This is a genomic window from Pseudomonas sp. LB3P14 (assembly GCF_054898045.1).
Window position 1 is genome coordinate 5692432 of sequence record NZ_CM142714.1, and the last position, 25563, is coordinate 5717994.

At 59.7% G+C, this 25563-nt stretch carries 25 protein-coding genes; 16 read left to right on the forward strand and 9 right to left on the reverse strand.

The genetic code is table 11. The features are described 5' to 3' along the window. Positions 1-10 precede the first annotated feature (10 nt). Both ACYZT5_RS26005 and ACYZT5_RS26010 read left to right on the forward strand, forming a co-directional pair. On the forward strand, positions 11-892 hold the full coding sequence (locus ACYZT5_RS26005) for an ABC transporter permease subunit (protein ID WP_462052312.1): 882 nt from the start codon (positions 11-13) through the stop codon (positions 890-892). Then, on the forward strand, positions 889-1779 hold the full coding sequence (locus ACYZT5_RS26010) for an ABC transporter permease subunit (RefSeq protein ID WP_462043749.1): 891 nt from the start codon (positions 889-891) through the stop codon (positions 1777-1779). The genes ACYZT5_RS26005 and ACYZT5_RS26010 overlap by 4 nt, the downstream gene beginning before the upstream one ends. Before the next feature lie 116 nt (positions 1780-1895). Here ACYZT5_RS26010 and ACYZT5_RS26015 read toward each other — a convergent pair whose 3' ends face one another. After that, on the reverse strand, positions 1896-2537 hold the full coding sequence (locus tag ACYZT5_RS26015) for an HD domain-containing protein (protein ID WP_462047992.1): 642 nt from the start codon (positions 2535-2537) through the stop codon (positions 1896-1898). A gap of 217 nt (positions 2538-2754) precedes the next feature. Between ACYZT5_RS26015 and ACYZT5_RS26020 the strand changes: the two genes are divergently transcribed. Beyond that, entirely contained in the window at positions 2755-3720 is a 966-nt protein-coding gene (locus ACYZT5_RS26020) for a GlxA family transcriptional regulator (protein ID WP_462047993.1), read from the forward strand. A 122-nt stretch (positions 3721-3842) separates the two neighbouring features. On the opposite strand, the gene ACYZT5_RS26025 is transcribed toward ACYZT5_RS26020, so the two are convergent. Continuing rightward, positions 3843-6242, reverse strand: a complete 2400-nt coding sequence (locus tag ACYZT5_RS26025; protein ID WP_462047994.1) for a penicillin acylase family protein — start codon at positions 6240-6242, stop codon at positions 3843-3845. A gap of 108 nt (positions 6243-6350) precedes the next feature. Further along, positions 6351-6932 (reverse strand): DUF6436 domain-containing protein, encoded by a 582-nt coding sequence (locus tag ACYZT5_RS26030; protein WP_462047995.1) that lies wholly within the window; start codon positions 6930-6932, stop codon positions 6351-6353. 97 nt (positions 6933-7029) lie between these two features. On the opposite strand from ACYZT5_RS26030, the gene bipL reads away from it, so the two are divergent. Continuing rightward, the gene (bipL, locus tag ACYZT5_RS26035; RefSeq protein ID WP_462047996.1) at positions 7030-7977 is read left to right on the forward strand and encodes a phospholipase BipL; all 948 of its coding nucleotides are present in this window, start codon (positions 7030-7032) and stop codon (positions 7975-7977) included. Between the two features lie 106 nt (positions 7978-8083). On the opposite strand, the gene ACYZT5_RS26040 is transcribed toward bipL, so the two are convergent. Beyond that, a complete protein-coding gene (locus ACYZT5_RS26040; protein ID WP_462047997.1) occupies positions 8084-8836 on the reverse strand; it encodes a DUF2059 domain-containing protein in 753 nt (250 codons plus the stop codon). Positions 8837-8944: 108 nt separating this feature from the next. Here ACYZT5_RS26040 and ACYZT5_RS26045 point away from each other — a divergent pair, with 108 nt between their 5' ends. Continuing rightward, complete coding sequence (locus tag ACYZT5_RS26045; protein WP_462047998.1) at positions 8945-9577, forward strand: 2OG-Fe(II) oxygenase; 633 nt, start codon at positions 8945-8947, stop codon at positions 9575-9577. Between the two features lie 2 nt (positions 9578-9579). Continuing rightward, positions 9580-10065, forward strand: a complete 486-nt coding sequence (locus ACYZT5_RS26050) for a 2-thiouracil desulfurase family protein (RefSeq protein ID WP_462047999.1) — start codon at positions 9580-9582, stop codon at positions 10063-10065. 33 nt (positions 10066-10098) lie between these two features. On the opposite strand, the gene ACYZT5_RS26055 is transcribed toward ACYZT5_RS26050, so the two are convergent. Next, complete coding sequence (locus ACYZT5_RS26055; RefSeq protein WP_462048000.1) at positions 10099-10686, reverse strand: transporter substrate-binding domain-containing protein; 588 nt, start codon at positions 10684-10686, stop codon at positions 10099-10101. Positions 10687-10820: 134 nt separating this feature from the next. On the opposite strand from ACYZT5_RS26055, the gene ACYZT5_RS26060 reads away from it, so the two are divergent. Continuing rightward, positions 10821-11246 (forward strand): DUF4399 domain-containing protein, encoded by a 426-nt coding sequence (locus tag ACYZT5_RS26060; RefSeq protein ID WP_462048001.1) that lies wholly within the window; start codon positions 10821-10823, stop codon positions 11244-11246. Positions 11247-11309: 63 nt separating this feature from the next. Here the strand turns inward: ACYZT5_RS26060 and serA are convergent, their stop codons facing one another. Beyond that, positions 11310-12539, reverse strand: coding sequence for a phosphoglycerate dehydrogenase (serA, locus tag ACYZT5_RS26065; RefSeq protein ID WP_462048002.1), 1230 nt, complete (start codon positions 12537-12539; stop codon positions 11310-11312). Between the two features lie 204 nt (positions 12540-12743). On the opposite strand from serA, the gene ACYZT5_RS26070 reads away from it, so the two are divergent. From ACYZT5_RS26070 to ACYZT5_RS26085, 4 genes are all read left to right on the forward strand, one after another. Beyond that, the gene (locus tag ACYZT5_RS26070; protein ID WP_462048003.1) at positions 12744-14138 is read left to right on the forward strand and encodes an FAD-binding oxidoreductase; all 1395 of its coding nucleotides are present in this window, start codon (positions 12744-12746) and stop codon (positions 14136-14138) included. Between the two features lie 36 nt (positions 14139-14174). Next, entirely contained in the window at positions 14175-14840 is a 666-nt protein-coding gene (locus ACYZT5_RS26075; protein ID WP_149416311.1) for a fumarylacetoacetate hydrolase family protein, read from the forward strand. Positions 14841-15092: 252 nt separating this feature from the next. Continuing rightward, positions 15093-16022 (forward strand): SdiA-regulated domain-containing protein, encoded by a 930-nt coding sequence (locus ACYZT5_RS26080; protein ID WP_462048004.1) that lies wholly within the window; start codon positions 15093-15095, stop codon positions 16020-16022. A 162-nt stretch (positions 16023-16184) separates the two neighbouring features. Continuing rightward, on the forward strand, positions 16185-17102 hold the full coding sequence (locus ACYZT5_RS26085) for an SdiA-regulated domain-containing protein (RefSeq protein WP_462048005.1): 918 nt from the start codon (positions 16185-16187) through the stop codon (positions 17100-17102). Positions 17103-17221: 119 nt separating this feature from the next. Here ACYZT5_RS26085 and rpiA read toward each other — a convergent pair whose 3' ends face one another. Next, positions 17222-17893, reverse strand: coding sequence for a ribose-5-phosphate isomerase RpiA (gene rpiA / locus ACYZT5_RS26090; RefSeq protein ID WP_462048006.1), 672 nt, complete (start codon positions 17891-17893; stop codon positions 17222-17224). 147 nt (positions 17894-18040) lie between these two features. On the opposite strand from rpiA, the gene ilvA reads away from it, so the two are divergent. Together ilvA and ACYZT5_RS26100 are read left to right on the forward strand one after the other, a co-directional pair. Then, entirely contained in the window at positions 18041-19555 is a 1515-nt protein-coding gene (ilvA, locus tag ACYZT5_RS26095; protein ID WP_462048007.1) for a threonine ammonia-lyase, biosynthetic, read from the forward strand. A gap of 39 nt (positions 19556-19594) precedes the next feature. Continuing rightward, positions 19595-20020, forward strand: coding sequence for a DUF2269 domain-containing protein (locus ACYZT5_RS26100; protein ID WP_462048008.1), 426 nt, complete (start codon positions 19595-19597; stop codon positions 20018-20020). A 96-nt stretch (positions 20021-20116) separates the two neighbouring features. Here the strand turns inward: ACYZT5_RS26100 and ACYZT5_RS26105 are convergent, their stop codons facing one another. Further along, positions 20117-20773 (reverse strand): histidinol-phosphatase, encoded by a 657-nt coding sequence (locus tag ACYZT5_RS26105; protein WP_462048009.1) that lies wholly within the window; start codon positions 20771-20773, stop codon positions 20117-20119. Between the two features lie 143 nt (positions 20774-20916). On the opposite strand from ACYZT5_RS26105, the gene ACYZT5_RS26110 reads away from it, so the two are divergent. Next, positions 20917-21396 carry an RNA pyrophosphohydrolase gene (locus tag ACYZT5_RS26110; RefSeq protein ID WP_095083604.1) on the forward strand — a complete coding sequence of 160 codons (480 nt, stop codon included), beginning with the start codon at positions 20917-20919 and terminating at the stop codon, positions 21394-21396. A gap of 22 nt (positions 21397-21418) precedes the next feature. Continuing rightward, on the forward strand, positions 21419-23698 hold the full coding sequence (ptsP, locus tag ACYZT5_RS26115; RefSeq protein ID WP_462048010.1) for a phosphoenolpyruvate--protein phosphotransferase: 2280 nt from the start codon (positions 21419-21421) through the stop codon (positions 23696-23698). Positions 23699-23826: 128 nt separating this feature from the next. Here the strand turns inward: ptsP and ACYZT5_RS26120 are convergent, their stop codons facing one another. Continuing rightward, positions 23827-24573, reverse strand: a complete 747-nt coding sequence (locus ACYZT5_RS26120) for an NRDE family protein (protein WP_462048011.1) — start codon at positions 24571-24573, stop codon at positions 23827-23829. A 135-nt stretch (positions 24574-24708) separates the two neighbouring features. Between ACYZT5_RS26120 and ACYZT5_RS26125 the strand changes: the two genes are divergently transcribed. Then, a complete protein-coding gene (locus ACYZT5_RS26125) occupies positions 24709-25491 on the forward strand; it encodes a sulfite exporter TauE/SafE family protein (RefSeq protein ID WP_462048012.1) in 783 nt (260 codons plus the stop codon). The last annotated feature ends 72 nt before the right edge of the window (positions 25492-25563 follow it).

Here is a 25563-nt window from a genome sequence, read left to right on the forward strand (position 1 = left end):
CAATCGAATAATTCCCGGTGGCCGTCAGATGGTCATCGGGGTTCCGTTCATCTGGCTGTTCCTGTTCTTCATGCTGCCGTTCTTCATCGTCTTGAAGATCAGCTTCGCCGAAGCCGACGTGGCCATTCCGCCGTACACCGAGATCTATAGCTACCTCGACCAAAAAGTGCAGTTGCTGCTTAACCTGAGCAACTACGCAATGCTGGCCGGCGACGAGTTGTACATCGCCGCCTATCTCGGCTCGTTGAAGATGGCGCTGATCAGCACCGTCCTCTGTTTGCTGATCGGCTACCCGATGGCTTATGCCATTGCCAGTGCCCGCAAGGAACTGCAAACGGTGCTGGTGCTGCTGATCATGATGCCGACCTGGACCGCGATCCTGATCCGCGTTTATGCGTGGATGGGCATCCTCAGCAACAACGGTCTACTCAATGGTTTCCTGATGACCATGGGCTGGATCGACGAACCGCTGCAGATCCTCAATACCAACCTCGCGGTCTATATCGGCGTGGTGTATTCGTACCTGCCGTTCATGATCCTGCCGCTCTACGCCAACCTGGTGAAGCACGACAACAGCTTGCTGGAAGCCGCCTCCGACCTGGGTTCGAGCACCTTCAACAGCTTCTGGAAGATCACCATTCCGCTGTCCAAGAACGGCATCGTCGCCGGTTGCATGCTGGTGTTCATCCCGGTCGTGGGTGAGTTCGTGATCCCGGAACTGCTCGGCGGCCCGGAAACCCTGATGATCGGTAAAGTGCTCTGGCAAGAGTTCTTCAACAACCGTGACTGGCCGGTGGCGTCTGCCCTGGCGGTGGTGATGCTGGCGATCCTGATTGTGCCGATCATCCTGTTCAACCGTAGTCAGGCCAAAGAAATGGAGGGCAAAGAATGAAGCGCTTTCGTTTCTCAAGCTTGATGCTGGTGCTGGGTCTGCTGTTCATCTACGCGCCGATGCTGATCCTGGTGATCTACTCGTTCAACGCCTCCAAACTGGTGACGGTGTGGGGCGGCTGGTCGATCAAGTGGTACGTCGGTTTGATGGACAACACCCAACTGATGGGCTCGGTGGTGCGTTCGCTGGAAATCGCCTGCTACACGGCGGTGGCGGCGGTGGCGCTGGGCACGTTGGCGGCGTTCGTGCTGACCCGTATCACCCACTTCAAGGGTCGCACGCTGTTCGGTGGCCTGGTCACCGCGCCGCTGGTGATGCCCGAAGTGATCACCGGTCTGTCGCTGTTGCTGCTGTTCGTGGCCATGGCGCAGATGATTGGTTGGCCACAGGAGCGGGGCATCATCACCATCTGGATCGCCCACACCACGTTCTGTGCGGCGTATGTGGCGGTGGTGGTGTCGGCGCGCTTGCGTGAGCTGGACCTGTCCATCGAAGAAGCGGCCATGGACCTCGGTGCGCGGCCTTGGAAGGTGTTCTTCCTGATCACCATCCCGATGATCGCGCCATCCTTGGGTGCCGGCGGCATGATGTCTTTCGCCCTGTCCCTGGATGACCTGGTGTTGGCGAGCTTCGTGTCCGGCCCGGGTTCGACGACCCTGCCGATGGAAGTGTTCTCGGCAGTGCGTCTGGGCGTGAAACCCGAGATCAACGCCGTGGCCAGCCTGATTCTGCTGGCGGTATCGCTGATGACGTTCCTGGTCTGGTTCTTCAGCCGTCGTGCCGAAGAAAGTCGCAAACGTGCGATTCAGCAAGCGATCGAAGAAGGTGCTGCCGACTCCTGGAAACAACCGGACGTGCGTCGCGCCCCGGCGCCGGAAGCGGCTTGATCCACACCTGATCGTTCCCACGCTCCGCGTGGGAATGCCTCTATGGACGCTCTGCGTCCACTGTGACGCGGAGCGTCACGGGCTGCATTCCCACGCGGAGCGTGGGAACGATCAGGTCAGGAAATCCAAGGGGACTTGCGGATGATCTCGACGAAGTTCATCGGCTTGAAGCCTGGCTCGCTGTCGACCAGCACATCAGCGTTTACAGTGCCGAACGTGGTGTCCGGCCGGTGTTTGAAGCCGTTGGCGAACGCACACAGGATGCACTCCTTGAATCCTTCGCCACGCGGGTGGGCATGCACCACTTCTTCGCGTTGCGCGCTGGGAAACGCCGCGTAATCGATGCCCAGCACATCCATCTCGACGCCGGCGGTGACCAGCGCTACGTTAGGCCGCAGGTGTTGCGGCACGCCCGGTGTGGTGTGCAGAGCAATCGACAACCAGACCTGTTCGATATCGTCGTCGGACAAGCCGTAGGGTTTGAGGAACGCTTTGGCAGCGTTGGCGCTGTCAACTTCGAAGCGCTCGTCGTCAGTGCGATGACCTTCCACCAGACCCAAGTCATGGAACATCGCGCCGACGTACAACAGTTCGGGGTTGTAGGCCAGTTGCTTGCGTTCACCGCTCAAGGCACCGAACAGAAACACGCGACGCGAGTGGTGATACAGCAGGTCTGATTCGACGTCGCGAATGTATTCCGTGGTGGCCTTGGCCAACGCGCTGTCGGGGATTTTGATACCGGCGATGGTGCTGCTCATGGTGCTTTCCTCGTGGGGAACGCCGTGGCGGCGCTGATGGGTTCAGTCTGTGCGCGCACCCGAAACCGGACAATCGATCCATGGCTGCGATCCTTGCCAATGAACATGCATATCGCGCCAACCTCGCTTGTTGCGCGAGGATTGGCTAGGGTTAAACCGGATAATCCGGGTTGCACAGCTGATATTCAGTCCAGTGCTATAGAAGGCGATTCATGCCATGAGTAAAACCGTTGCCATCGTGGTGTTCTCAGGCGTTCAGTCCCTGGACGTCACCGGTCCCATGGATGTGTTTTCAGAAGCCAATCGTTTCCTCGAGCCGCAAGATCACTATCGACTGGAGGTGATCGGCGTGGAGCGCGGGGTGATGCCGTGTTCCAACGGTTTGTCACTCAATGCCCATCGGCATTTCAGCGAAGCGCTGGAGGCCTATGACTTGCTGTTGGTGGCCGGTGGGCCGCAGTTGCCGTTCATGAGTTTCGGTGCGGCATTCGATGCCTGGCTGCGTGATGCCTGCGCGCTGGCGCAACGCTTTGGCTCGATCTGCAACGGCGCCTTCATGCTCGCCCGGGCCGGATTGCTGGAAGGACGAACGGTGACCACCCACTGGGGCGACGCCGCGGCGCTGGCGCAGTTGTGCCCGTCGACTCAGGTTGATGCTGATCGTCTTTACGTGCAGGACGGCGAGCTCTACACCTCGGCGGGTGTCACGGCGGGGATTGATCTGTCGCTGTACTTGTTGGCCAGGGATCACGGGCCGGAAGTCGCATTGAGTGTGGCAAAACGATTGGTGGTGTTCACTCAGCGCTCCGGCGGGCAGTCACAGTTCAGCCCATTCCTCACGCCACACGCCGAACCCACTTCTGCCGTGGCACTGGTGCAGCTCTACGTGTTGGCCAACCTGACGGGCGATTTGACGATTGCCGACCTGGCCAACGCCGCCAACATGAGTACCCGCAACTTTTCCAGGGTGTTTACCAAAGAGGCGAAAATCCCCCCGGCGGAATTCGTCGAACGGGCCAGGGTGGACGCGGCGCGGGTGCTGCTTGAAAGCACAAATTCGCCGCTGAAGACCGTGGCCTATCAGTGTGGATTTCGCGATGCCCAGCACATGCGCAGTGTGTTCAACCGCAGGCTGGGGGTGACGCCGCAGCAGTTCAGGCTGAACTTTGCGGCGATGGTTTAAACGCTGATCGATCGTTCCCACGCGCAGCAAAGGAATGCCTCCACGGACGCTCCGCGTTCGGCTCTCTAAGGGACGCAGAGCGTCCCGGGCTGCATTCCTTTGCTGCGCGTGGGAACGATCAACTATTGCGCAGCCCGCGCCGGCAACAGCTTCAAAGTGCTCCGCGTATTGGCCGTGACTTCTTCATCATTGAGATGCGCCTGGTAGTAGATCCCTTCAATAAACGCCTCAGCCTGGTCGTCATAGTGGCTGTCGAACGGCACGCCACTCTGGCCGACCGGGTTGATGGTCAAGCTGTGGGCCGGGTCGGCGAAGTCGATCAGGCGGCGGGTCGACGGACCGTAAGTCACTGGCCACGGTGCTGGGCCGATTTTCGCCGAAAGGTTGTTCGGCACTTCGTGAGTGCCTGGCGCCGCGAACGGGCCGACATTGAAGAGACGGTCCAGCGGCTTTTGCTGCCCCAGCGGATGGCCATGTGTCAGCGTGTGCGCCTTGCCCCACTGCCATTGTGCGAAATCGGCGCCGAGGGTGGTTTTGAGATGAGCGATGCTCGCTTGCCACGCAACCTTTACCGTATCGGCGCGGGTTTCCTTGCCGAGGGTGTTGCGGTTGTCCCACCACGGCGAATCGGCGGTCGCGGCCAGTCGCGGTAATGCCGCATCAATCACCCGGGTCGACAGCAATGTTTCGAAGAAGTCATTTCCCAGCTCATCGTGCATCGTCGCGTCAGCCAGGTTGAACAGCAACTGGTTGAACAACGTGGCGCTGGTGGAGTCGAGCGGGTAGTCGCCCTTCCATTGCGCCAGTTGCTCAACCAGTTTGAGCTCGGCGGGGTCGCTCACCCCTTCACGCAATACCGGCAGCAGTGGCGCCAGCAGGCGCGGGCCGTAGGCAGTGGTGGTGCCCAGTTGGAGCTTCTGGCTGGCGTCCAGATCCCACTTGATGGTTTTGTCGCTGAGCTGGCGATTGAGCTGCTGACCGCGATCGGCCAGGTTGTAGTAACCGGGAATCTCCATGCCGGTCGGCGACACCGGCTGGAAGTTGGCCGAGACGATGTAGCCGCGTGCCGGGTTCTCTTCCTGTGGGTTGGCGCTGAACGGGTAGAAACCTTCCTTGTCCGCTTCGGCGGTGCTGCCGTCGAGGATGAACCCGGGACGCACACCCGCCGGACGTTTTGGCAATTGCGCTGCTGCCCACCAGCCGATGTCGCCCTTGGCGTTGGCCCAGACGATGTTCAGACCCGGCGCCTGAATCTTCGCCGAGGCACTGCGCGCCTTGGCCAGGGTGTCGGCGCGGTTGAGCTGGTAGAAGCCTTCAAGGATCGGATTCTGGCTTTCGAGAAAACCCCACCACATGGCGATCGGTGTTTTGCCGACGCCGCTGCCGAGCGCATCGTTGACGATCGGACCGTGGGGCGACTGGCGCAGCACCAGTGTTACCGGCGCCTGGCCCTTGACCGCGTTCTGCTGTTCGCTGGTCACCATGTCCACCCACTTGCCGCGATACCAGACCTGATTGGGGTTGTCCGGGTTGACCTTCTCGGCGATCAGATCGAGGTCGTCGTTCTGAAACATGGTGATGCTCCAGCCGAAATCGCGGTTCATCCCGAGGGAGGCGAACGGCATCAACGCCTGATAGTGGCCGTAGAGTTCGAAGCCCGGCGCCGAGAGCTGCGCTTCATACCACACCGACGGCGCGGAAAAGCGGATGTGCGGGTCGCCGGCCAACAGCGGTTTGCCGCTTTTGGTTCGGCCTCCGGAGACGACCCAGGCGTTGCTCCCCTCGAACTGCGGCAAACCGTTGTCGGCGAGTGCCTGTTCGCTAAGGCGGGCGAGGGCGTTGAGGTCTTTCCAGTCGGTACTGGCGAGGGGTGGCATGCTGCCGTTGAGCACACCTTTGGGCTGCCAGTCGAGATCGAAGATGTTCAGGTAGTTGGCGCCCAGCTGATCGCGCACGTAGGTCAGCAACGGTTCGGTGCGAAACGCCGCGGCAAAACTGTAGGCCATGTATCCGGCGATGCTGATGGTGTCCTGAGCCGTGAACGGGCGTTTGGGGATGCCCAGCACATCAAACTCTGCGGGTTTTGCATGGCTGTCCTGATACTGGTTGATGCCATCCAGATAGGCTTGCATGGCGATAAAGGCCGGCGACTGTTTGTCCATATTCGTCAGGTAGGTGTCGGCGCGTTCGCGAATGCGCAGGCTGCGCATCAGTTTGTCGGTATCGAGCAGTTTCGGGCCCAGTACCTCGGCCAGCTCTCCACGGGCGAGGCGGCGCAGGACTTCCATCTGAAACAGCCGGTCCTGGGCGTGCACGTACCCGAGGGCGCGGTACAGGTCGGTTTCGTTCTCGGCGCGGAAGTGCGGGATGCCGCGCTCGTCGTAGCGCACGGTGACCGAACCTTGCAGGTGTTGCAGCTCCACCATACCCTGGCGTGACGGTTGCTTGCTGTAGATGTACCCGCCGGCCCCTGCGGCGAGCACGACAATCAGCAGGGCGAGAACGGTCAAGCTACGTTTCATGGTGATTCCTTGTTGTTATAAGTGGCAGCAGTTCCCTGGCGGCACTGTTTAACACGGCGTGGCGATAGGGCCATCGCACTTAGGAGGGATTCGCGTCTCCTATCAGTCTTACTTCGGTGTGTCGACGGGCCACGGGCAGTAACAACCCACTGCCAGTGTGTGCGTGGCATTCACCGCGCGGCCTTCATTCAACGCTTGCAGAATCGGTTCAATAAAGCTGTTACTCGAATTGCAGGTCAGGCCCTCGCTGTACGGGCCGAAATACGCCAGTTTGCCGCTGCGATCCCAGATCGCCACGGCCGGGCTGGCGGGGATCTGTTCGGAACCCGGGAGGACGGCGATGCTTTTCAGTCGGCTTAAAGTGCTCGGCAACTGACCGTGGCTGCCAGGCTTTTGTACCGCATAAAACTCCACGCCTTGCGGTACATAGTGCTCAACCAGTTCGCTCAGGTGTTGTTGGTTTCCGACATTGCACGGGCAGGCCGGGTCCCAGAAGTGCACGAGGCGGATGGCGCCGGGACCGGCGAGGTTGTCGGGCAGGCGCAGCGGGTCACCGGAGAACACTGCGGTGTGCTCGCTGAACGCTCGCAGGTAGCGGCCCTGAAACCAGTCGTAAGCAACCCACAACACGCCGGCACACACGAGGGCGAACAGGCTGACAAGCAGTGTGGCGCGGGAGGGCGAGCGCATGGATTTCAGTCCTCGAAGGTCCGCTAGCTTGCCATGCTTGCCGCGACAGATGAATATCGCAGGCCCATAAAGTCCGTTTCGCGTTCTGGAATTGCTCATGTCTGCCACTTTCGACCCCGATCATCTGCGTGCCAGCCTGCGGCCATTGGCCGACAGGCAGCCGCTGTCGGTAGAAGCGCTGGCTTACCAGCGCTTCTACGGGCTGGATTTTGCCGGGCGTGATGTGCGCAGTAGCCTTGGGCGTTTCGAGGTCGATGGTTATGAAGTGGTCAGCCAGGTCTGGTGGCCCGAGCGGGCGAAGGCGACGCTGTTTTTGCTCCACGGCTTTTACGATCACACCGGACTTTACCGGCATGTGATCGAGTGGGCGCTGGATCAGGATTTTGCGGTGATTGCCTGCGACCTGCCGGGGCACGGATTGTCCAGCGGTGAGCGGGCGAGCATCAAGGATTTCGCCGAGTATCAGGACACACTGCAAAGATTGTTCACCGAGGCGCAATCCCTCGATCTGCCGCAACCGTGGCACCTGTGCGGGCAAAGCACTGGCGGCGCGATCGTGATCGATCATGTGCTCAATCAGGGCGCCAGCAGTCCGGCCCAGGGCCAGGTTATCCTGTTGTCACCACTGGTGAGGCCGCGGTCCTGGGGTTGGTCACAGCTCAGCTATTACCTGCTAAAGCCTTTCGTCAAAGCCATCGCCCGGCGCTTCAGCGAAAACTCCAACGACCCGGATTTTTTGCCCTTCCTGCAAACCGATCCGTTGCAGCCGCTACGCTTGCCGACCGCCTGGGTCGGTGCGTTGGCGCGCTGGATCAAACGCATCGAAGCCGCACCGGACAGCACGCGGCGGCCGCTGATCGTGCAGGGGCAGGCGGACATGACCGTGGATTGGGAGCACAACCTTGAAGTATTGCGGGGCAAGTTCGATCGGCCGCAGGTGCTGATGTTGCCTGAGGCGCGGCATCACCTGGCGAATGAGACGCTGGCGTTACGGCGGGAGTATTTCGGGTTTTTGAGCAAGCGGATCAAGGGGCGGAATCTATAGCGGCAGTGATGGCCTCTTCGCGGGCAAGCCTCGCTCCTACAATTGGAATACATTTCCCTGTAGGAGCGAGGCTTGCCCGCGAAGGCAATCTCAAAGGCGCTGCAGATTACTGGCTGAGGCTCGGCGTACTCTGCCCCACCGCCAGCCCCGCGCGAATCGCGGCCAGTGCTGCCTGATAGTAAGCCTTGCCTTCGTCAGACTCGGCAAACGTGGCGAACTCTTCCAGTTCGTTATCCGACAGGTCGCGATAGACATACAACAGCGTGTTGTTCAGGTCGCTGCCAATCTGGTCCATCAAGCGCTGACGCTGACCGTTCAACATGCCTTGAGCCTGACCACCGCCGAGCAGGCCGGGGATCATCGAACTGAGGCTGTCGGCCGCGACACCGGCAATCGCCAGGCTGACTTCAGCGCCGGCCTCGCGAGCGGGCAGGGCCTGAGCCAGATGGCCGATGATCAACATGCGACTGTCGCTGGCCTGGATCTTGGGTAAACCCTTGGCGTTTTTTGCCAGCTGATCACGACGGGTCGCGAGCAATTCGGCGGCGACGATTTTCTTGCCCAAGGGTGACTGAAAGAACGCCAGCGCGGGTTTCGGATCGGCAAGGGTCTTGCGCAATTGTGCTTCGGCGCGCTGGTCCACGGCCTGGGGGGCAAAGCGCTGATTGCTGTTATTCACCAACGCCTGGAAAACGGCCGGTGGCAGGCTGTTCTGATACCGCTGCTGAGCGGCCGAGAGAGCGTCGTTGAAATGCGCGCGTTGTTCTGGCCAACCGGCGACCTTGTACAACTGGTCGTGGCCGTCTGCCCAAGCGGGCATAACGCAGAGCATCAGCATTGAGAAAAGCAAACGGCGCATAGGGACTCCTGTCAGCAGGCGACTATTCTCCGTGTGGCATTCGTCCTTGTCGAGAATTCGTATCAAGCCGCTGCGCGGCTCTGTCGGATTTTCGGGCACAGGAATACTATGCGCGCCATGCCAATACCCTCTGATCACCCGCTGCTGTTACGTATCGTCAACGACCTGGCTGAACACGGCTGGTCGCAGCAGAATATTTTCCTGCCCAAGGCTCTGACCCTGGAACTGGCGGCTGAGTGCCGTAAACGTGCTGCCGAGGGTGAACTGGCCCCTGCCGCCGTGGGGCGCGGGCCGACAAGCGAAATTCGCGAGGGGATTCGCGGCGACCATATCCAGTGGATCGAACCCGGCCAGGCCGATGCTTGCGACAGCTATCTGGAATTGATGAACAGCCTGCGCGAGGCGATGAATCGCAGTTTGTTTCTGGGACTGGAAGATTTCGAAAGCCATTTCGCCCTGTACCCGCCCGGCGCTTTCTACCTCAAGCATGTCGACCGTTTTCGTGACGATGACCGGCGCATGGTGTCGGCGGTGGTTTACCTCAATGACGCTTGGCTGCCCGAGCACGGCGGCCAGTTGCGCATGTACCTCGATGAAGGCGTCGAATACGATGTAGTACCTACCGGCGGATGCCTGGTGGTGTTCCTGTCGGGCGAGGTGCCCCACGAAGTTTTGCCCGCGACCCGGGATCGCCTGTCGTTGACCGGCTGGTTCCGGCGTCGTGGCAACGAGCCGTTCTGATCATGCAGAAAATTCTGGTTAGCCGCTGTCTGCTGGGCCACCGCGTACGTTACGACGGCGGGGCCAGCGGGCCTTTCGATCAACTTCAGCAGTGGCTTGATGAAGGTCGGGTGGTGTCGTTGTGTCCGGAGGTTGCCGGTGGCTTGCCGACACCACGGGCGGCGGCGGAGATTCCGGGCGGGCAGGGGAGTGAAGTGCTTGATGGCCACGCCTCAGTGATCACCACCGAGGGCGAGGACGTCAGCGCCGAATTTCTCTCGGGGGCTTATCAGGCGTTGGAACTGGTGCAAAAGCACGGCATCAGGATCGCCGTGCTCAAGGCCAACAGCCCGTCTTGCGGGAATTTGTTGACCTATGACGGGACGTTTAGTGGTGTGAAGGTCAGTGGCGAGGGGGTTACTGCGGCGCTGCTCAAGCGCAATGGCGTTCAGGTCTTCAGCGAGTTGGAGTTGGTTGAAGCAGCGGTGGCTTTGGCAACACTCAACTAAAAACCTGCACAAAACCACTGTGGGAGCCTGAAATCAGGGCTTCGGCGCCACACTCGTATCCGCCCCCAACCACTTCTGCGACAACGCCTCCAGTCGCCCATCCGCCTTGATCCGCTGCAGCGCGTTTTCAAGGCTGGCATGAAACGCCGGGTTACCCTTCTGAAACGGAATCGCCAGGCTCACGGTCGGGCCGACTTTCGGCTTCTCTTCCGTCAAGGCTTGCACCAGCAGCATCGAGCGCGGTTGCTCTTCCTTCTGCGCGATCAATTGCGCATTGGCGTAGCTATAAGGTTCGCTGAAGTCGAAACGATCCTTGAGGTCCGGGGTCACTGCTATGTGGTTGATGGCGACGTCGTACTTGCCGGTTTCAACACCTTGCAGCAGATCGCTGGAATCGGTAACAACGAAGTCGGCCCGTACATCCAGTTCGTTGGCCAGCAGTTGGCCCAATTCGACCTCGAAGCCCGTCAGATTGCCATCGTCCTTGAAATTGAACGGCGGTGTATTAGCCTCAAGAGCAATGCGCAATTCGCCACGGTCGTTTACATCGTCAATCAGTTCGGCATGAGCCAAAGGGCTCAAAAGGGGTAGCAGGCAGATCAGGCCAGGCAAAAAACGCATGGTCACTCCTTGAATTCATTATCGCGATGCTCTGGTTCAGGCTCGCTTTGCTATGGTTGTCGATAGCCTTCGACAACGAATGGCCGTGAAGTTGTCATGGTCACGCGGATTTTACGAAAAAACTGGAGAAGAGAATGAAAACCTTTATGTCACGAGCAGCATTGGCAGGCCTGTTGCTGGGTGCTTCGATGCTGGCAAACGCTGCCACACCGGCCCCCAAGGGTGCAGAAGTGTCCATCGTTTCTCCTGCGGACGGTGCCACGGTTCCGCAAACCGTCATCGTCAAGTTCGCCGTCGAGAACATCGCGCTGGCGCCAGCGGGTGATGTCACCAAAAACACCGGCCATCACCATTTGCTGATCGATGTCGACAAGCTTCCTGCCGCCGGCTCTCCCATTCCGCAAGATGCCAACCACATGCACTTCGGCAAGGCGCAGACCCAGGCTGAAGTTAAACTGACGCCAGGCAAGCACACCTTGCAGCTCGAGCTGGGCGATAGCACCCATATGCCGTTTGATCCACCGATCGTGTCGGAGAAGATCACCGTCAACATTAAGTAACCTTAGTAGCGCCCATGAAAAAGGAGACCCGAAGGTCTCCTTTTTTTGTCGCTTAAATCGCTATCAGAACAACACACGGCAACGAATGGTGCCGTTGATGTGCTGCAGCTTCTCTTGCGCCATTTCCGAGTACTCGGCGTCGACGTCGATCACGACGTAGCCGACTTTCTCGTTGGTCTGCAGGAACTGACCGGAAATGTTGATGCCGTTTTCGGCGAAGACCTTGTTGATCTCGCTCATCACACCCGGAATGTTCTCGTGGATGTGCAGCAGACGGTGCTTGCCAGGGTGAGCCGGCAGCGCTACTTCCGGGAAGTTCACCGACGATACCGACGTACCGTTGTCGCTGTACTTGACCAGCTTCTCTGCCACTTCCAGACCGATGTTGGCCTGCGCCTCAGCGGTGGAACCGCCGATGTGCGGGGTCAGGATCACGTTGTCCAGGCCACGCAGCGGGCTTGCGAACTCTTCATCGTTGGAGCGAGGCTCCACCGGGAATACGTCGATGGCTGCGCCGATCAGGTGCTTGTCCTTGATCGCGTCCGCCAGAGCTTGCAGTTCAACTACAGTGCCGCGAGCCGCGTTGATCAGGATGCCGCCCTTCTTGATGGCACGGATTTCCTTCTCGCCGATCATCCACTGGGTCGCAGCGGTTTCCGGAACGTGCAGGGTGACGATGTCGGACATGCCCAGCAGCTCGGTCAGGCTGGCAACTTGCGTTGCGTTGCCCAATGGCAGCTTGGTCACGGTGTCGTAGAAGTACACCTGCATCCCTAAGCCTTCCGCCAGGACCGACAGTTGAGTACCGATCGAACCGTAACCCACGATACCCAGTTTCTTGCCACGGATTTCGAAGGAGTTGGCTGCGCTCTTGATCCAGCCGCCACGGTGGCAGGAAGCGTTCTTCTCAGGAATGCCGCGCAACAACAGGATCGCCTCTGCCAGCACCAGCTCCGCTACGGAGCGAGTGTTGGAGTACGGTGCGTTGAACACCGCGATGCCGCGTTCGCGAGCAGCGTTGAGGTCGACCTGGTTGGTGCCGATGCAGAAACAGCCGACAGCCACCAGTTTCTTCGCCTGATCGAAGATCTCTTCGGTCAGTTGAGTGCGGGAGCGAATGCCGATGAAGTGAGCATCAGCGATCTTTTCCTTCAGCTGGGCTTCCGGCAGAGAACCCGTGAGGTACTCGATGCTGGTGTAGCCCGCCGACTTGAGGACGTCGACAGCCGATTGGTGGACGCCTTCGAGAAGAAGGAACTTGATCTTGCTCTTATCGAGAGAAGTCTTGCTCATCTGCGTAAACCTGTATCCCGGAGAAAAATGGCAGGAAATAGCCAGCAGACGCTGACCCGGACGGCAGGAAAGCCGTCGCCACAGAATAGCCGTTGGGCACTATCCTGCGGGGTCGGTATGCTAGCATATGCACCCCGCTAAACACTCATTCCTGCGACGTGAAGCGTCCTCAGGATGACCATGAATTGTTCGAGAGTTCTGTCGATGACCAATCCTGCCCTGATTGAAGAGCTGAAGACCCTGGTTGAGCCTGGCAAGGTGCTGACCGATGCCGACTCCCTAAATGCTTACGGTAAGGATTGGACCAAGCATTTCGCCCCGGCTCCAACCGCCATCGTGTTCCCCAAGACCACCGAGCAGGTTCAGGCCATTGTTCGTTGGGCCAATGAGCACAACGTTGCGTTGGTGCCGTCCGGCGGTCGCACCGGTCTGTCCGCTGCTGCCGTGGCGGCCAATGGCGAAGTCGTCGTGTCCTTTGACTACATGAACCAGATCCTCGACGTGAACATGACCGACCGCACTGCGGTCTGCCAGCCAGGCGTGGTCACCGAACACCTGCAGAACGTCGCCGAAGAAAAAGGCCTGTACTACCCGGTGGACTTCGCTTCGGCAGGTTCCAGCCAGATTGGCGGCAATATCGGCACCAATGCCGGCGGGATCAAGGTGATTCGCTACGGCATGACCCGTAACTGGGTCGCGGGCATGAAAGTCGTCACCGGCAAAGGCGATCTGCTGGAGCTGAACAAAGACCTGATCAAGAACGCCACGGGTTACGACCTGCGTCAGTTGTTCATCGGCGCTGAAGGCACCCTTGGTTTTGTAGTCGAAGCCACCATGCGTCTGGACCGCGCGCCGAAAAACCTCACCGCCATGGTCCTCGGCACGGCCGATTTCGACTCGATCATGCCGGTGTTGCACGCGTTCCAGAGCAAGCTCGACCTGACCGCGTTCGAATTTTTCTCCGACAAAGCCTTGGCCAAGGTCATGGGCCGGGGCGACGTACCAGCGCCATTCGAAACAGATTGCCCGTTCTACGCGCTGCTGGAATTCGAAGCGACCACCGAAGAAGTGGCCAACCACGCCCTGGAAACTTTCGAGCACTGCGTCGAGCAGGGCTGGGTGCTGGACGGCGTGATGAGCCAGAGTGAAACCCAGCTGCAGAACCTCTGGAAGTTGCGTGAATACATTTCCGAGACCATCTCGCACTGGACGCCGTACAAGAACGACATTTCGGTCACTGTGTCGAAAGTCCCGGCATTCCTGAAGGAAATCGACGCGATCGTCGGCGAACACTACCCGGATTTCGAAATCGTCTGGTTCGGCCACATCGGCGACGGCAACCTGCACTTGAACATCCTCAAGCCGGAGAACCTGAGCAAGGACGAGTTCTTCGCCAAGTGCGCGACCGTCAACAAGTGGGTGTTCGAAACCGTTGAGAAGTACAACGGCTCGATTTCCGCCGAACACGGCGTGGGCATGACCAAGCGTGACTACTTGACCTACAGCAGATCAAAGGTTGAGATCGAGTACATGAAAGCCGTCAAAGCGGTGTTCGACCCGAACGGCATCATGAACCCGGGCAAGATTTTCGCTGTTTGACTTTTGAATTTAAGAGCTACGAAACAGGAGTCGGTAATGAGCTATCAGCACCAGTATGTCGACGGTACGCGTATCCACTTTCCGCTCGGGAAGGTGGTGTGCATCGGCCGTAACTACGCCGAACACGCCAAGGAACTGGACAACCCGGTGCCTACAGAGCCGCTGCTGTTCATTAAGCCGGGCAGTTGCGTAGTGCCACTGGAAGGCGGTTTCAGCATTCCGACCGAACGGGGTTCGGTGCATTACGAAGCGGAAATCGCGGTGTTGATCGGCAAACCTTTGTCGACCAAACCGAGCCGTGAAGAAGTGCTCGATGCTATCTCCGGCTTCGCTCCGGCCCTGGACCTGACGCTGCGCGACAAGCAGGCCGAGCTGAAATCCAAGGGCCTGCCGTGGGAAATCGCCAAGTCCTTCGACGGTGCGGCGGTGATTGCGCCATTCGTGTCCGGCAGCACGTTCGCTGACCTGACCGACATCGGCATCCGCCTGACCATCAATGGTGAAGTCCGCCAGGACGGCAACAGCAGCGCGATGCTCAACCCGATCGTGCCGATGATCCAGCACATGGCTGGCTGCTTCTCGCTGCAGGCCGGTGACGTGATCCTGACGGGTACGCCGGTTGGCGTCGGTCCGCTGAATGTCGGTGATGAACTGGTGCTGGAATTGCCAGGCGCCAGCAGCTTCACCAGCAGCGTTCGCTAGTCCACGCGAAATGATCGTTCCCACGCTCTGCGTGGGAATGCATCCCGTGACGCTCCGCGTCACATCCCAAGGCGGACGCAGAGCGTCCATGGCGGCATTCCCACGCAGAGCGTGGGAACGATCAGGTGCAGGGCTTTCCCGCCATTTCCCGTTTTTTTCACATCTCGTCCGGATAATTCCGGGACTTGCGGCGTCTGAGCCGGTCCCAATTGTGCTATTACCCTTAGCCTGAATTTCTGGAACGCATCCTTGATGGTCACGCAACCACTGTCCAAGCTTAAAACTGCCCGCCGCTCGCGCTTTGTGATGCGTTGGTATTCCTGGCTTTTGCTGGTGGTCGCCGCCGCGTATGGCCTCGCGTTTGCGATGCACTGGGATGACCGTGGTGTGCTCTGGGTACGGGAGCGTTTTGAAAGCCCGGCCGAGCGTCAGAAAAGTATCTGGCTGCCGGACTACCGGGCGGTGATCGACGCCAAACTGCTACCGGGCATGGAGAAGGACGAAGCTTCGGACCTGGCCTACGACCCACAAACCAAAACCCTGTTTTCAGTCATGGGCAAAAATCCGTTCCTCGTTGAGCTGACATTGCAGGGCGACGTCCTGCGCAAGATGCCGCTGGCTGGCTGGAGCAACCCAGAAGGGGTGACCGTGATGGGTAACGGTCTGCTGGCCATCGTCGATGAACGCGATCACATGCTCTCCATCGTCAAGGTTGACGCCGACACCCGCGAGCTGAATATCGCCAACTTCCCGAAATACGACCTCGGCCCTTCGAAAGACCAGAACAAGGCCTTCGAAGCCATCGTCTGGGACTCGCGCAATCAGCAAATGTTGCTGGGTGAAGAGCGTCCACCGGCGTTGTTCACCTGGAAAAGCAACGATGGCCAGACACTCACCGGCGACAAGCAGAAACTCGCCAATGACGAACTGGACATCCGCAACCTCTCGGCCCTGGCCATCGACCCGCGCACCGGTCATACCCTGGTGTTATCTGCCGACTCCCACTTGCTGCTGGAACTGGACGAGAAGGGCGAGCAGGTCAGCTTCATAACCTTGCTGGGTGGCTTCAATGGTCTGAAGAAAACCATCCCTCGCGCCGAAGGTGTGACCATGGATGATGCGGGGACGCTGTACATGGTGAGCGAACCGAACCTGTTCTACCGTTTCGAAAAACAACGGTAGGAGCTGCCGAAGGCTGCGATCTTTTGATCTTTTGATCTTTTGGCGTAGGCAAAATTGTTAAAGATCAAAAGATCGCAGCCTTCGGCAGCTCCTACGCCATTAAGCTTCAATTCAGACTGGCGTGGTATTTCATCCGCCTGTTCTGTTCTCGAGCTTGCCTGAATGCGTCGATTTGTCCGCCCCAAACCCCTGATTTTGATCCTGTCGGTGATTGCCCTGATCGCGCTGATCGCGGTCGGCCAGTACCTGCGCCTGTTCGAGCGCGCCTGGTTCAATCTGCAAACGCTTTGGCAGCCGACGAACGAACAGTCCATCGCTCTGGATCACTATCAGGTGACGGTCGAAGCCCGGGTCATCGATGGGCTGGACGACGATGTTTCGGCGCTGACCTTCGATCCGGTGCGCAAAAGCCTGTTCACCGTCACCAACAAAAACGCCGAGCTGATCGAGCTGTCTCTGGACGGCCAGATTATTCGACGCATTGCGCTGGTCGGGTTTGGCGATCCGGAAGCCGTGGAATTCATCAGCGCCGACACTTACGTGATCACCGACGAGCGTCAGCAGCGGCTAATCAAGATTCATCTGGAGAAGGACACGACGTTCCTCGACGCAGCGGATGCCGAGCAGATGACCCTTGGCGTGCACATGAGCGGCAATAAGGGCTTCGAAGGTCTGGCTTACGATTCGGTGGGCAAGCGGTTGTTTGTCGCCAAGGAGCGCGACCCGATGCTGATCTATGAAGTGCAGGGCTTTCCGCATTACAACCCGGAAAAATCCTACGCGGTGCACGTCGTGAACAACCCCAAGCGCGATGCCGGGATGTTCGTGACGGACCTGTCGAGCCTGCAATACGACGAGCGCAGCGGCCATCTGCTGGCGTTGTCGGATGAATCGCGACTGATTCTGGAACTGGATGTGGACGGGCGACCGCTGAGCACCCTATCACTGAGCAAGGGCCGTCAGGGGTTGCAGAAGACGGTGCCGCAAGCGGAAGGGATCGCCATGGATGACGACGGCACCTTGTACCTCGTCAGTGAACCGAACCTGTTCTACACCTTCAAAAAACCACCACAACCCTAAATAACACCACAAATCCCTGTAGGAGCAGAGCTTGCTCGCGAAGAGGCCGTAACATTCAACATCTCTGTCGACTGTTACGGCCTCTTCGCGAGCAAGCTCTGCTCCTACAGGGGCGGGGTTCAGGCCTTGAGGGTTTTCACGCCTTCGCTGGTGCCCAGCAGCAACAGATCCGCAGGACGTGCCGCGAACAAACCGTTGGTGACCACGCCGACGATGGCATTGATCTGCGTCTCCAGTTCCACCGGGTGGGTGATCTGCATGTTGAACACGTCGAGGATGATGTTGCCGTTATCGGTCAGCACGCCTTCACGGTAGACCGGGTCGCCGCCGAGCTTCACCAGCTCGCGGGCCACGTGGCTGCGGGCCATCGGGATGACTTCGACCGGCAGCGGGAACGCACCGAGCACCGGCACCAGTTTGCTGGCGTCGGCGATGCAGATGAAGGTCTTGGCCACGGCCGCCACAATCTTCTCGCGGGTCAGGGCTGCGCCGCCGCCCTTGATCAGGTTCAGGTGCTCGTCGCTTTCATCGGCCCCGTCGACGTAGAACTCCAGGTCGCTGACGGTGTTCAGCTCATACACCGGAATGCCGTGGCCCTTGAGGCGGGCGGCGGTGGCTTCGGAACTGGCGACCGCGCCGTCGAATGCGCCCTTGTGCTGGGCCAGTGCGTCGATGAAGCAGTTGGCGGTGGAGCCGGTGCCGACCCCGACGATGCTCTTGTCGTCGAGTTTCGGGAGGATGAAGTCGACGGCGGCCTGAGCCACTGCCTGTTTGAGTTGATCCTGGGTCATGCGGGCTCCGAAGCGGGCAAGGGGAGAACGGAAAGGCCGGCATTATAGCCCCATGCCGGGCTAAAACCTCTTGATTCGTGTGGTCGCTTAGGCAAAAGCCGGGTTAGACTCCTTGACCCTGCCCAACCCGCTCAGTGATGCTTTCCGATGCTCGAACAGTACGTCAAAAAGATCCTCACCTCGCGCGTTTATGACGTTGCCGTAGAAACCCCATTGCAGACTGCCCGCCAGCTCTCCGAGCGGCTGGGCAACAGTATTTTGCTCAAGCGCGAAGACTTGCAGCCTGTGTTCTCGTTCAAGATTCGCGGCGCCTACAACAAGCTGACCCAGCTAAGCGATGAAGAGCGCGCTCGCGGTGTTGTGACCGCGTCGGCTGGCAACCATGCACAAGGCCTGGCCTTGGCGGCAAAGGTGTTGGGCGTGAAAGCGACCATCGTGATGCCCAAGACCACTCCGGAAATCAAAGTCGAAGGCGTGCGTTCACGCGGCGGCAGAGTGGTGCTGCACGGGGATTCGTTCCCGGAAGCCCTGGCCTACTCGCTAAAACTGGTCGACGAAAAAGGCTACGTCTACATCCACCCTTACGACGATCCCCACACCATTGCCGGGCAGGGCACGGTGGCGATGGAGATTCTGCGTCAGCACCCTGGGCGTCTGGACGCGATTTTCGTTCCGGTCGGCGGCGGCGGGCTGATCGCCGGGATCGCGGCGTACGTGAAGTACTTGCGGCCTGAAATCAAAATCATCGGCGTCGAACCGGACGATTCCAACTGCCTGCAAGCCGCCATGGCCGCTGGCGAGCGCGTGATCCTGCCGACCGTGGGCCTCTTCGCCGATGGCGTTGCTGTGGCGCAGATTGGTCAGCACACCTTCGATATCTGCAAAGACTATGTCGATGAAGTGATCACCGTCAGCACCGATGAAATCTGCGCGGCGATCAAGGACATCTACGACGATACCCGCTCGATCACCGAACCTGCTGGCGCCTTGGGTGTGGCCGGGATCAAGAAATACGTCGAGCAACGCGGCGTCACCGGTCACACCTTTGTGGCCATCGACTCTGGCGCCAACGTCAACTTCGACCGCCTGCGCCACGTCGCTGAACGCGCCGAACTGGGCGAAGGTCGCGAGGCCATCATCGCCGTGACCATCCCCGAGAAACCGGGCAGCTTCAAGGCGTTCTGCGAAGCCATCGGCAAACGTCAGATCACCGAATTCAACTACCGCTACAACACGGGCAGCGAAGCGCACATCTTCGTTGGCGTGCAGACGCATCCGGAAAACGATCCGCGCAGTGCGCTGCTTGCCAGCCTGACCGAGCAGGGTTTCCCGGTGCTCGATCTGACCGACAACGAATTGGCCAAGTTGCACATCCGTCACATGGTCGGCGGGCGTGCCGTCCATGTGGTCGATGAAGTGGTGCTGCGCTTTGAATTCCCGGAGCGTCCTGGCGCGCTGTTCAACTTCCTCAACAAGCTCGGCGGGCGCTGGAACATCTCGATGTTCCACTACCGCAACCATGGCGCGGCGGATGGCCGTGTGGTCGCGGGCCTGCAAGTACCTCACGATGAACGCCATCTGGTGCCCGCTGCGCTGGAAGAAATCGGCTACCCGTACTGGGACGAAAGCGACAACCCGGCCTACCAGCTGTTTCTCGGCTGAGCGGCTACGCTGATGGGCAAGCCATAAGGAAATCGAACAATGGAAACGTTAACCGCCCTGAAAGTGGCTCACATCGTGGCAACGGTGCTGCTGTTGATCAGCGCGTTGGGGCTGGCGATCTGGGTCTGGCGTACGCGCCGTAGCGGTGATGCGACGGCTCACGCGCGCACGTTGCAACGGCCGCGAGTGTTTATCTGGCTGGTGATGGGGCTGGCGCTGCTGAGCATGCCGCTTACCGGCTGGTGGATGGTGCATCTGGTGGGCTGGCCGCTGGGGCAGACCTGGTTGCTGGCGTCCAGTGTGCTTTACACCGTGGCGGCGTTGGGCTGGTTCTGGTTGTTGGTGCGGCTTAACAAGTTGCGCACTGTTCCGGGAGGCAATGGCAAGTTCACCTTCGCCCTTGCACTGTTCAGCTTTGTTTGTTTTATCGCGATTGCCGGGTTGATGGGCGCTAAGCCGGTTTAAGGCGTCAGACCCAGTCGACCCCTTCGCGGGCAAGCCTCGCTCCTACAGGAAACATGCGGCCTACTGTAGGAGCGAGGCTTGCCCGCGAAGACGATGTCAGTCGCGCAGAGTAATGACCGGCCAGCCCCGCTTCTCGGCTTCAGCACGCAGATTCGGGTCCGGGTCGACAGCGATCGGATGCGTCACCTGCTCCAGCAACGGCAAATCATTCATCGAGTCGCTGTAGAAATAGCTGTCTTCCAGCGAATAGCCGGTCTCTTCCAGCCAACGATTCATTCTTGTGACCTTGCCTTCGCGAAAGCACGGCACGTCGGTGCTGCGCCCGGTATAGCGGCCGTCGATCATTTCGCATTCGGTGGCGATCAGGGTTTCGACACCCAAGCGCTCGGCAATCGGTCCGGTAACAAAACGGTTGGTGGCGGTGATGATCACCAGTTTGTCGCCGGCGTCACGGTGCTTGGCCAGCAGTTCGATGGACTTGGGCAGCACGATCGGTTCGATGCAGTCGCGCATGTAATCGCGGTGCCATTGATCCAGCGTGGCCATTTCGGTGCGGCCGAGGACTTCCAGGCAGAAGTTCAGGTAGGCATCGTTATCCAGCTTGCCGGCCAGGTAATCCTGATAGAACTCGTCGTTGCGTGCCTTGTAGGCGACGGCGTCGAGGAAGCCGCGTTCGCACAGGTAATCGCCCCAGGCGTGGTCACTGTCACCGCCCAAGAGCGTGTTGTCCAAGTCGAATAAAGCCAGCCGCATTGCAGTTACTCGCTGAAAAGTCTGTAGAAAGGCGTCCAGAATACGGACTTTTCACAAGAGTGCACATAAGGTAGGCCGGCTCGTTGCTGCTATCACAACCTTTGTGGAACAATGCGGCGACATGCGTTTGCGAGGTTGTTGCCGTGATCGACCCCGATGGTTTCCGCCCCAATGTCGGGATCATTCTCACGAATGATGCCGGACAGGTGCTATGGGCTCGCCGTATCAATCAAGACGCCTGGCAGTTTCCACAGGGCGGGATCAACCCCCAGGAGACGCCGGAAGACGCCTTGTACCGCGAGCTGAACGAAGAAGTGGGTCTTGAGCGCGAAGATGTTGAAATTCTCGCCTGCACCCGGGGCTGGTTGCGCTATCGTTTGCCGCAACGTCTGGTCAGGACACACAGCCAACCGCTGTGCATCGGCCAGAAACAGAAATGGTTTCTCCTGCGCCTGGTCTCCAACGAGCAGCGGGTGCGGATGGATTTGACCGGTAAACCGGAATTCGATGGCTGGCGCTGGGTCAGCTATTGGTATCCGTTGGGCCAGGTGGTGACATTCAAGCGCGAGGTGTATCGACGCGCTCTCAAAGAGCTTGCCCCGCGCCTTTTAACGCGCGACTGACGACGGAGTTCGACCCCGAGCCATGCTCAATACGCTGCGCAAGATCGTCCAGGAAGTAAACTCCGCCAAGGATCTCAAGGCGGCGTTGGGGATTATTGTGTTGCGCGTCAAAGAGGCCATGGGCAGCCAGGTCTGCTCGGTCTACCTGCTTGACCCTGAGACCAACCGCTTCGTGCTGATGGCCACCGAGGGCTTGAACAAGCGCTCGATCGGCAAAGTCAGCATGGCACCCAACGAAGGTCTGGTCGGCCTGGTCGGCACGCGCGAAGAACCCCTGAACCTCGAAAATGCTGCGGACCACCCGCGCTACCGCTACTTCGCCGAGACCGGTGAAGAGCGCTTCGCCTCATTCCTCGGGGCGCCGATCATTCACCACCGTCGCGTCGTTGGCGTGTTGGTCATTCAGCAAAAAGAACGTCGCCAGTTCGATGAAGGTGAAGAAGCCTTCCTCGTGACCATGAGCGCACAGCTCGCCGGCGTTATCGCCCACGCCGAAGCCACCGGTTCGATCCGCGGTCTGGGCCGTCAGGGCAAGGGCATTCAGGAAGCCAAGTTCATCGGTGTACCGGGTTCGCCGGGTGCGGCGGTCGGTACCGCGGTGGTCATGCTGCCGCCGGCCGATCTGGATGTGGTGCCGGACAAGACCATCACCGACATCGCCGCAGAACTCGGGCTGTTCAAGACGGCTATCGAAGGTGTGCGCGCCGACATGCGCGCCTTGTCCGCCAAGCTGGCGAACCAGTTGCGCCCGGAAGAGCGCGCGCTGTTCGATGTCTACCTGATGATGCTCGACGATGCCTCGCTCGGCAGCGAAATCACCACCGTGATCAAGACTGGTCAGTGGGCCCAGGGCGCGTTGCGTCAGGTGGTCACCGAACACGTCAACCGCTTCGAATTGATGGACGACGCCTACCTGCGTGAGCGCGCGTCGGACGTCAAAGACCTCGGTCGCCGTTTGTTGGCTTACTTGCAGGAAGAGCGTCAACAGACCCTGGTTTACCCCGACAACACCATTCTGATCAGCGAAGAACTGACGCCGGCGATGCTCGGCGAGGTGCCGGAAGGCAAGCTGGTCGGTCTGGTCTCGGTACTCGGTTCCGGCAACTCCCACGTGGCGATCCTGGCGCGCGCCATGGGTATCCCGACGGTGATGGGCCTGGTCGATCTGCCGTATTCCAAGGTCGACGGCATCCAGATGATCGTCGACGGCTACCACGGCGAGGTCTACACCAACCCCAGCGAAGTGCTGCGCAAGCAGTTCGCCGAAGTGGTCGAGGAAGAGAAGCAACTGGCCCTTGGGCTGGACGCACTGCGGGACTTGCCGTGCGTGACCCTCGATGGCCACCGCATGCCGCTGTGGGTCAACACCGGCCTGCTGGCGGATGTGGCGCGGGCGCAGAAGCGTGGCGCTGAGGGTGTCGGTCTGTACCGCACCGAAGTACCGTTCATGATCAACCAGCGCTTCCCGAGCGAAAAAGAGCAACTGGCGATCTATCGCGAGCAACTCGCCGCGTTCCACCCGCAACCCGTGACGATGCGTAGCCTGGACATCGGCGGTGACAAGTCGCTGTCGTACTTCCCGATCAAGGAAGACAACCCGTTCCTCGGCTGGCGCGGCATTCGCGTCACGCTCGACCACCCGGAAATCTTTCTGGTCCAGACCCGCGCCATGCTCAAGGCTAGCGAAGGCTTGAACAACCTGCGGATTCTGCTGCCAATGATCTCCGGCACCCACGAGCTGGAAGAAGCCCTGCACCTGATTCACCGGGCGTGGGGCGAAGTTCGCGACGAAGGCTGCGACGTGCCTATGCCGCCGATCGGCGTGATGATCGAAATTCCGGCGGCGGTTTATCAGACCAAGGAACTGGCGCGGCAAGTGGACTTCCTGTCGGTCGGCTCCAACGACCTGACCCAGTACCTGTTGGCGGTGGACCGAAACAACCCGCGTGTCGCCGACCTCTACGACTACCTGCACCCAGCGGTGCTGCAAGCCCTTCAGAGCGTGGTGCGCGACGCTCATGCCGAAGGCAAGCCCGTGAGTATCTGCGGTGAGATGGCCGGCGATCCGGCGGCGGCGGTGCTGTTGATGGCGATGGGTTTCGACAGCCTGTCGATGAACGCCACCAACTTGCCGAAAGTGAAGTGGATGCTGCGTCAGATCAACCTGAGCAAGGCTAAGGAATTGCTGGCCGAGCTGATGACCATCGACAACCCGCAAGTTATCCACAGCTCGCTGCAATTGGCGCTGAAGAACCTTGGGTTGGCGCGGATGATTAATCCGGCTTCGGCCAAGACTCTCTAAAACGCGGATGGCCTCATCGCAGGCAAGCCTTGCTCCTACGGATACACGTCGTTCGCGGATGTTGCGTACAACCGAACCCTGTAGGAGCAAGGCTTGCCCGCGAAGGCGTCCTTAAATGCGCCAAAAATCTAAACCCTGACCTCCACTTCCCCCAAATGCCCCCCATACGGCCCGAAACTCCGTTCAACCATCCACCGCGTCCCATCCGCCTGAACAATCAACGCCGTACTCGCCCGGGTCCCATAAGTCGGACTGGCAATAAACACACTCGACAGCAACGTCTCGGTGGCTAACCCGACTCCGGTATCCGGCAGTTCGGCAAACGGCGCCGCCTGCGGATCATTCAGCAACGCCAGTAGCGCCTGGGGCTGCGGATCTTCCAGCACTTCCTGCAGCGCTGTCCGGGCCTTGAGCAGTTTCGGCCACGGCGTATCCAGTCCCGCGTTCGACAACCCATAAACCCCCGGTGGCAGCATCACCGCCTCAGTCTCCCGGGCATTGAAGTGCCACAGTTCGTTGGCATTACCGATCAGCAGATTAAATCCGGCATATTCCAGCGAACGTGCGACAACGTCGCTCAAATAGTCATCTATCGGCAGATCCCCGCTAAGAAATCGCGCCACCAGCTCTCCTCGTGACTTGCGTGCGGGTGGCTGATGCGGATCGCGGATATTGGTCAGCGCGGCGAAGCGTCCATTGGCGCCAACACCGAGCCAGGTGCCGCCGGCCTCGAGATCGCGACCGGCATGAACGTGCGGCGCTTCGGGCCATTGCGCCAGAGGCAGGCTGGGCCGGGCATAGAACTCGTCGCGGTTGGCCGCCACGATCAGCGGCTGGGCGTGGCCCGGTCGCCAGGCAAAAACAATCAGGCACATAAGGTGGTCCTTGTGTGTTTTCTGCCCACTCTACTCAGTCGTCGCCTGTCGATCCATCGCCATCCACAGTGGAGCCTTAGGGCCCGCATCCGTTACCATGCCGGTGCTTTTTTTGAGAAGCGAATAAGGAAGGCCATGGAATTTCTGCTCTATCTGGCGCTCGGCGCCTGTGCAGGTGTGCTGGCCGGGCTGTTTGGGGTCGGGGGCGGGATCATTATCGTTCCGGTGCTGGTGTACAGTTTCACCTTGCAGGGCTTCGATGCGTCGATCCTGACCCACCTGGCGGTCGGCACATCCCTGGCGACGATCATCTTTACCTCGGTCAATGCGGTCCGCGAACATCACCGCCGCGGCGCCGTGCGTTGGCCAATTTTTGCCTGGATGACGCTCGGCATTCTCATCGGTGCCGGTTTCGGCGCGTTGACTGCCGAGGCGATCTCCGGGCCAAACTTGCAGAAAATCATCGGCGTATTTGCACTGATCATCGCCGTTCAGCTCGCCTTGGACTTCAGACCAAAGGCCAGCCGAACGGTGCCCGGTAAAGTCGGTCTGACCGTGGCCGGCAGTGTGATTGGCTGGGCGTCGGCGATTTTCGGGATTGGCGGCGGCTCGTTGACTGTGCCGTTTTTGACCTGGCGCAGCGTGCCGATGCAGCAAGCGGTGGCAACTTCGTCGGCGTGTGGTCTGCCGATCGCCTTGGCCAGTGCACTAAGTTTCATGATTCTGGGCTGGCACGATCCATTGTTGCCGGCCCATAGTCTCGGTTTTATTTATTTGCCGGCGCTGCTGGGGATCGCCCTGACTAGCATGGTTTTCGCCCGCTTCGGCGCACGACTGGCCCATAACCTGTCGCCGCGCTTGCTGAAAAGACTGTTCGCCACTTTGCTGTTCTGCGTGGGCCTGAGTTTTCTGCTCTGACGCACAGCGCAATCCTGGCTTAATCCTGAGGTGGCAGCGTCGCCCGGGAATTTTGAAGGTTTCAACTCTAAC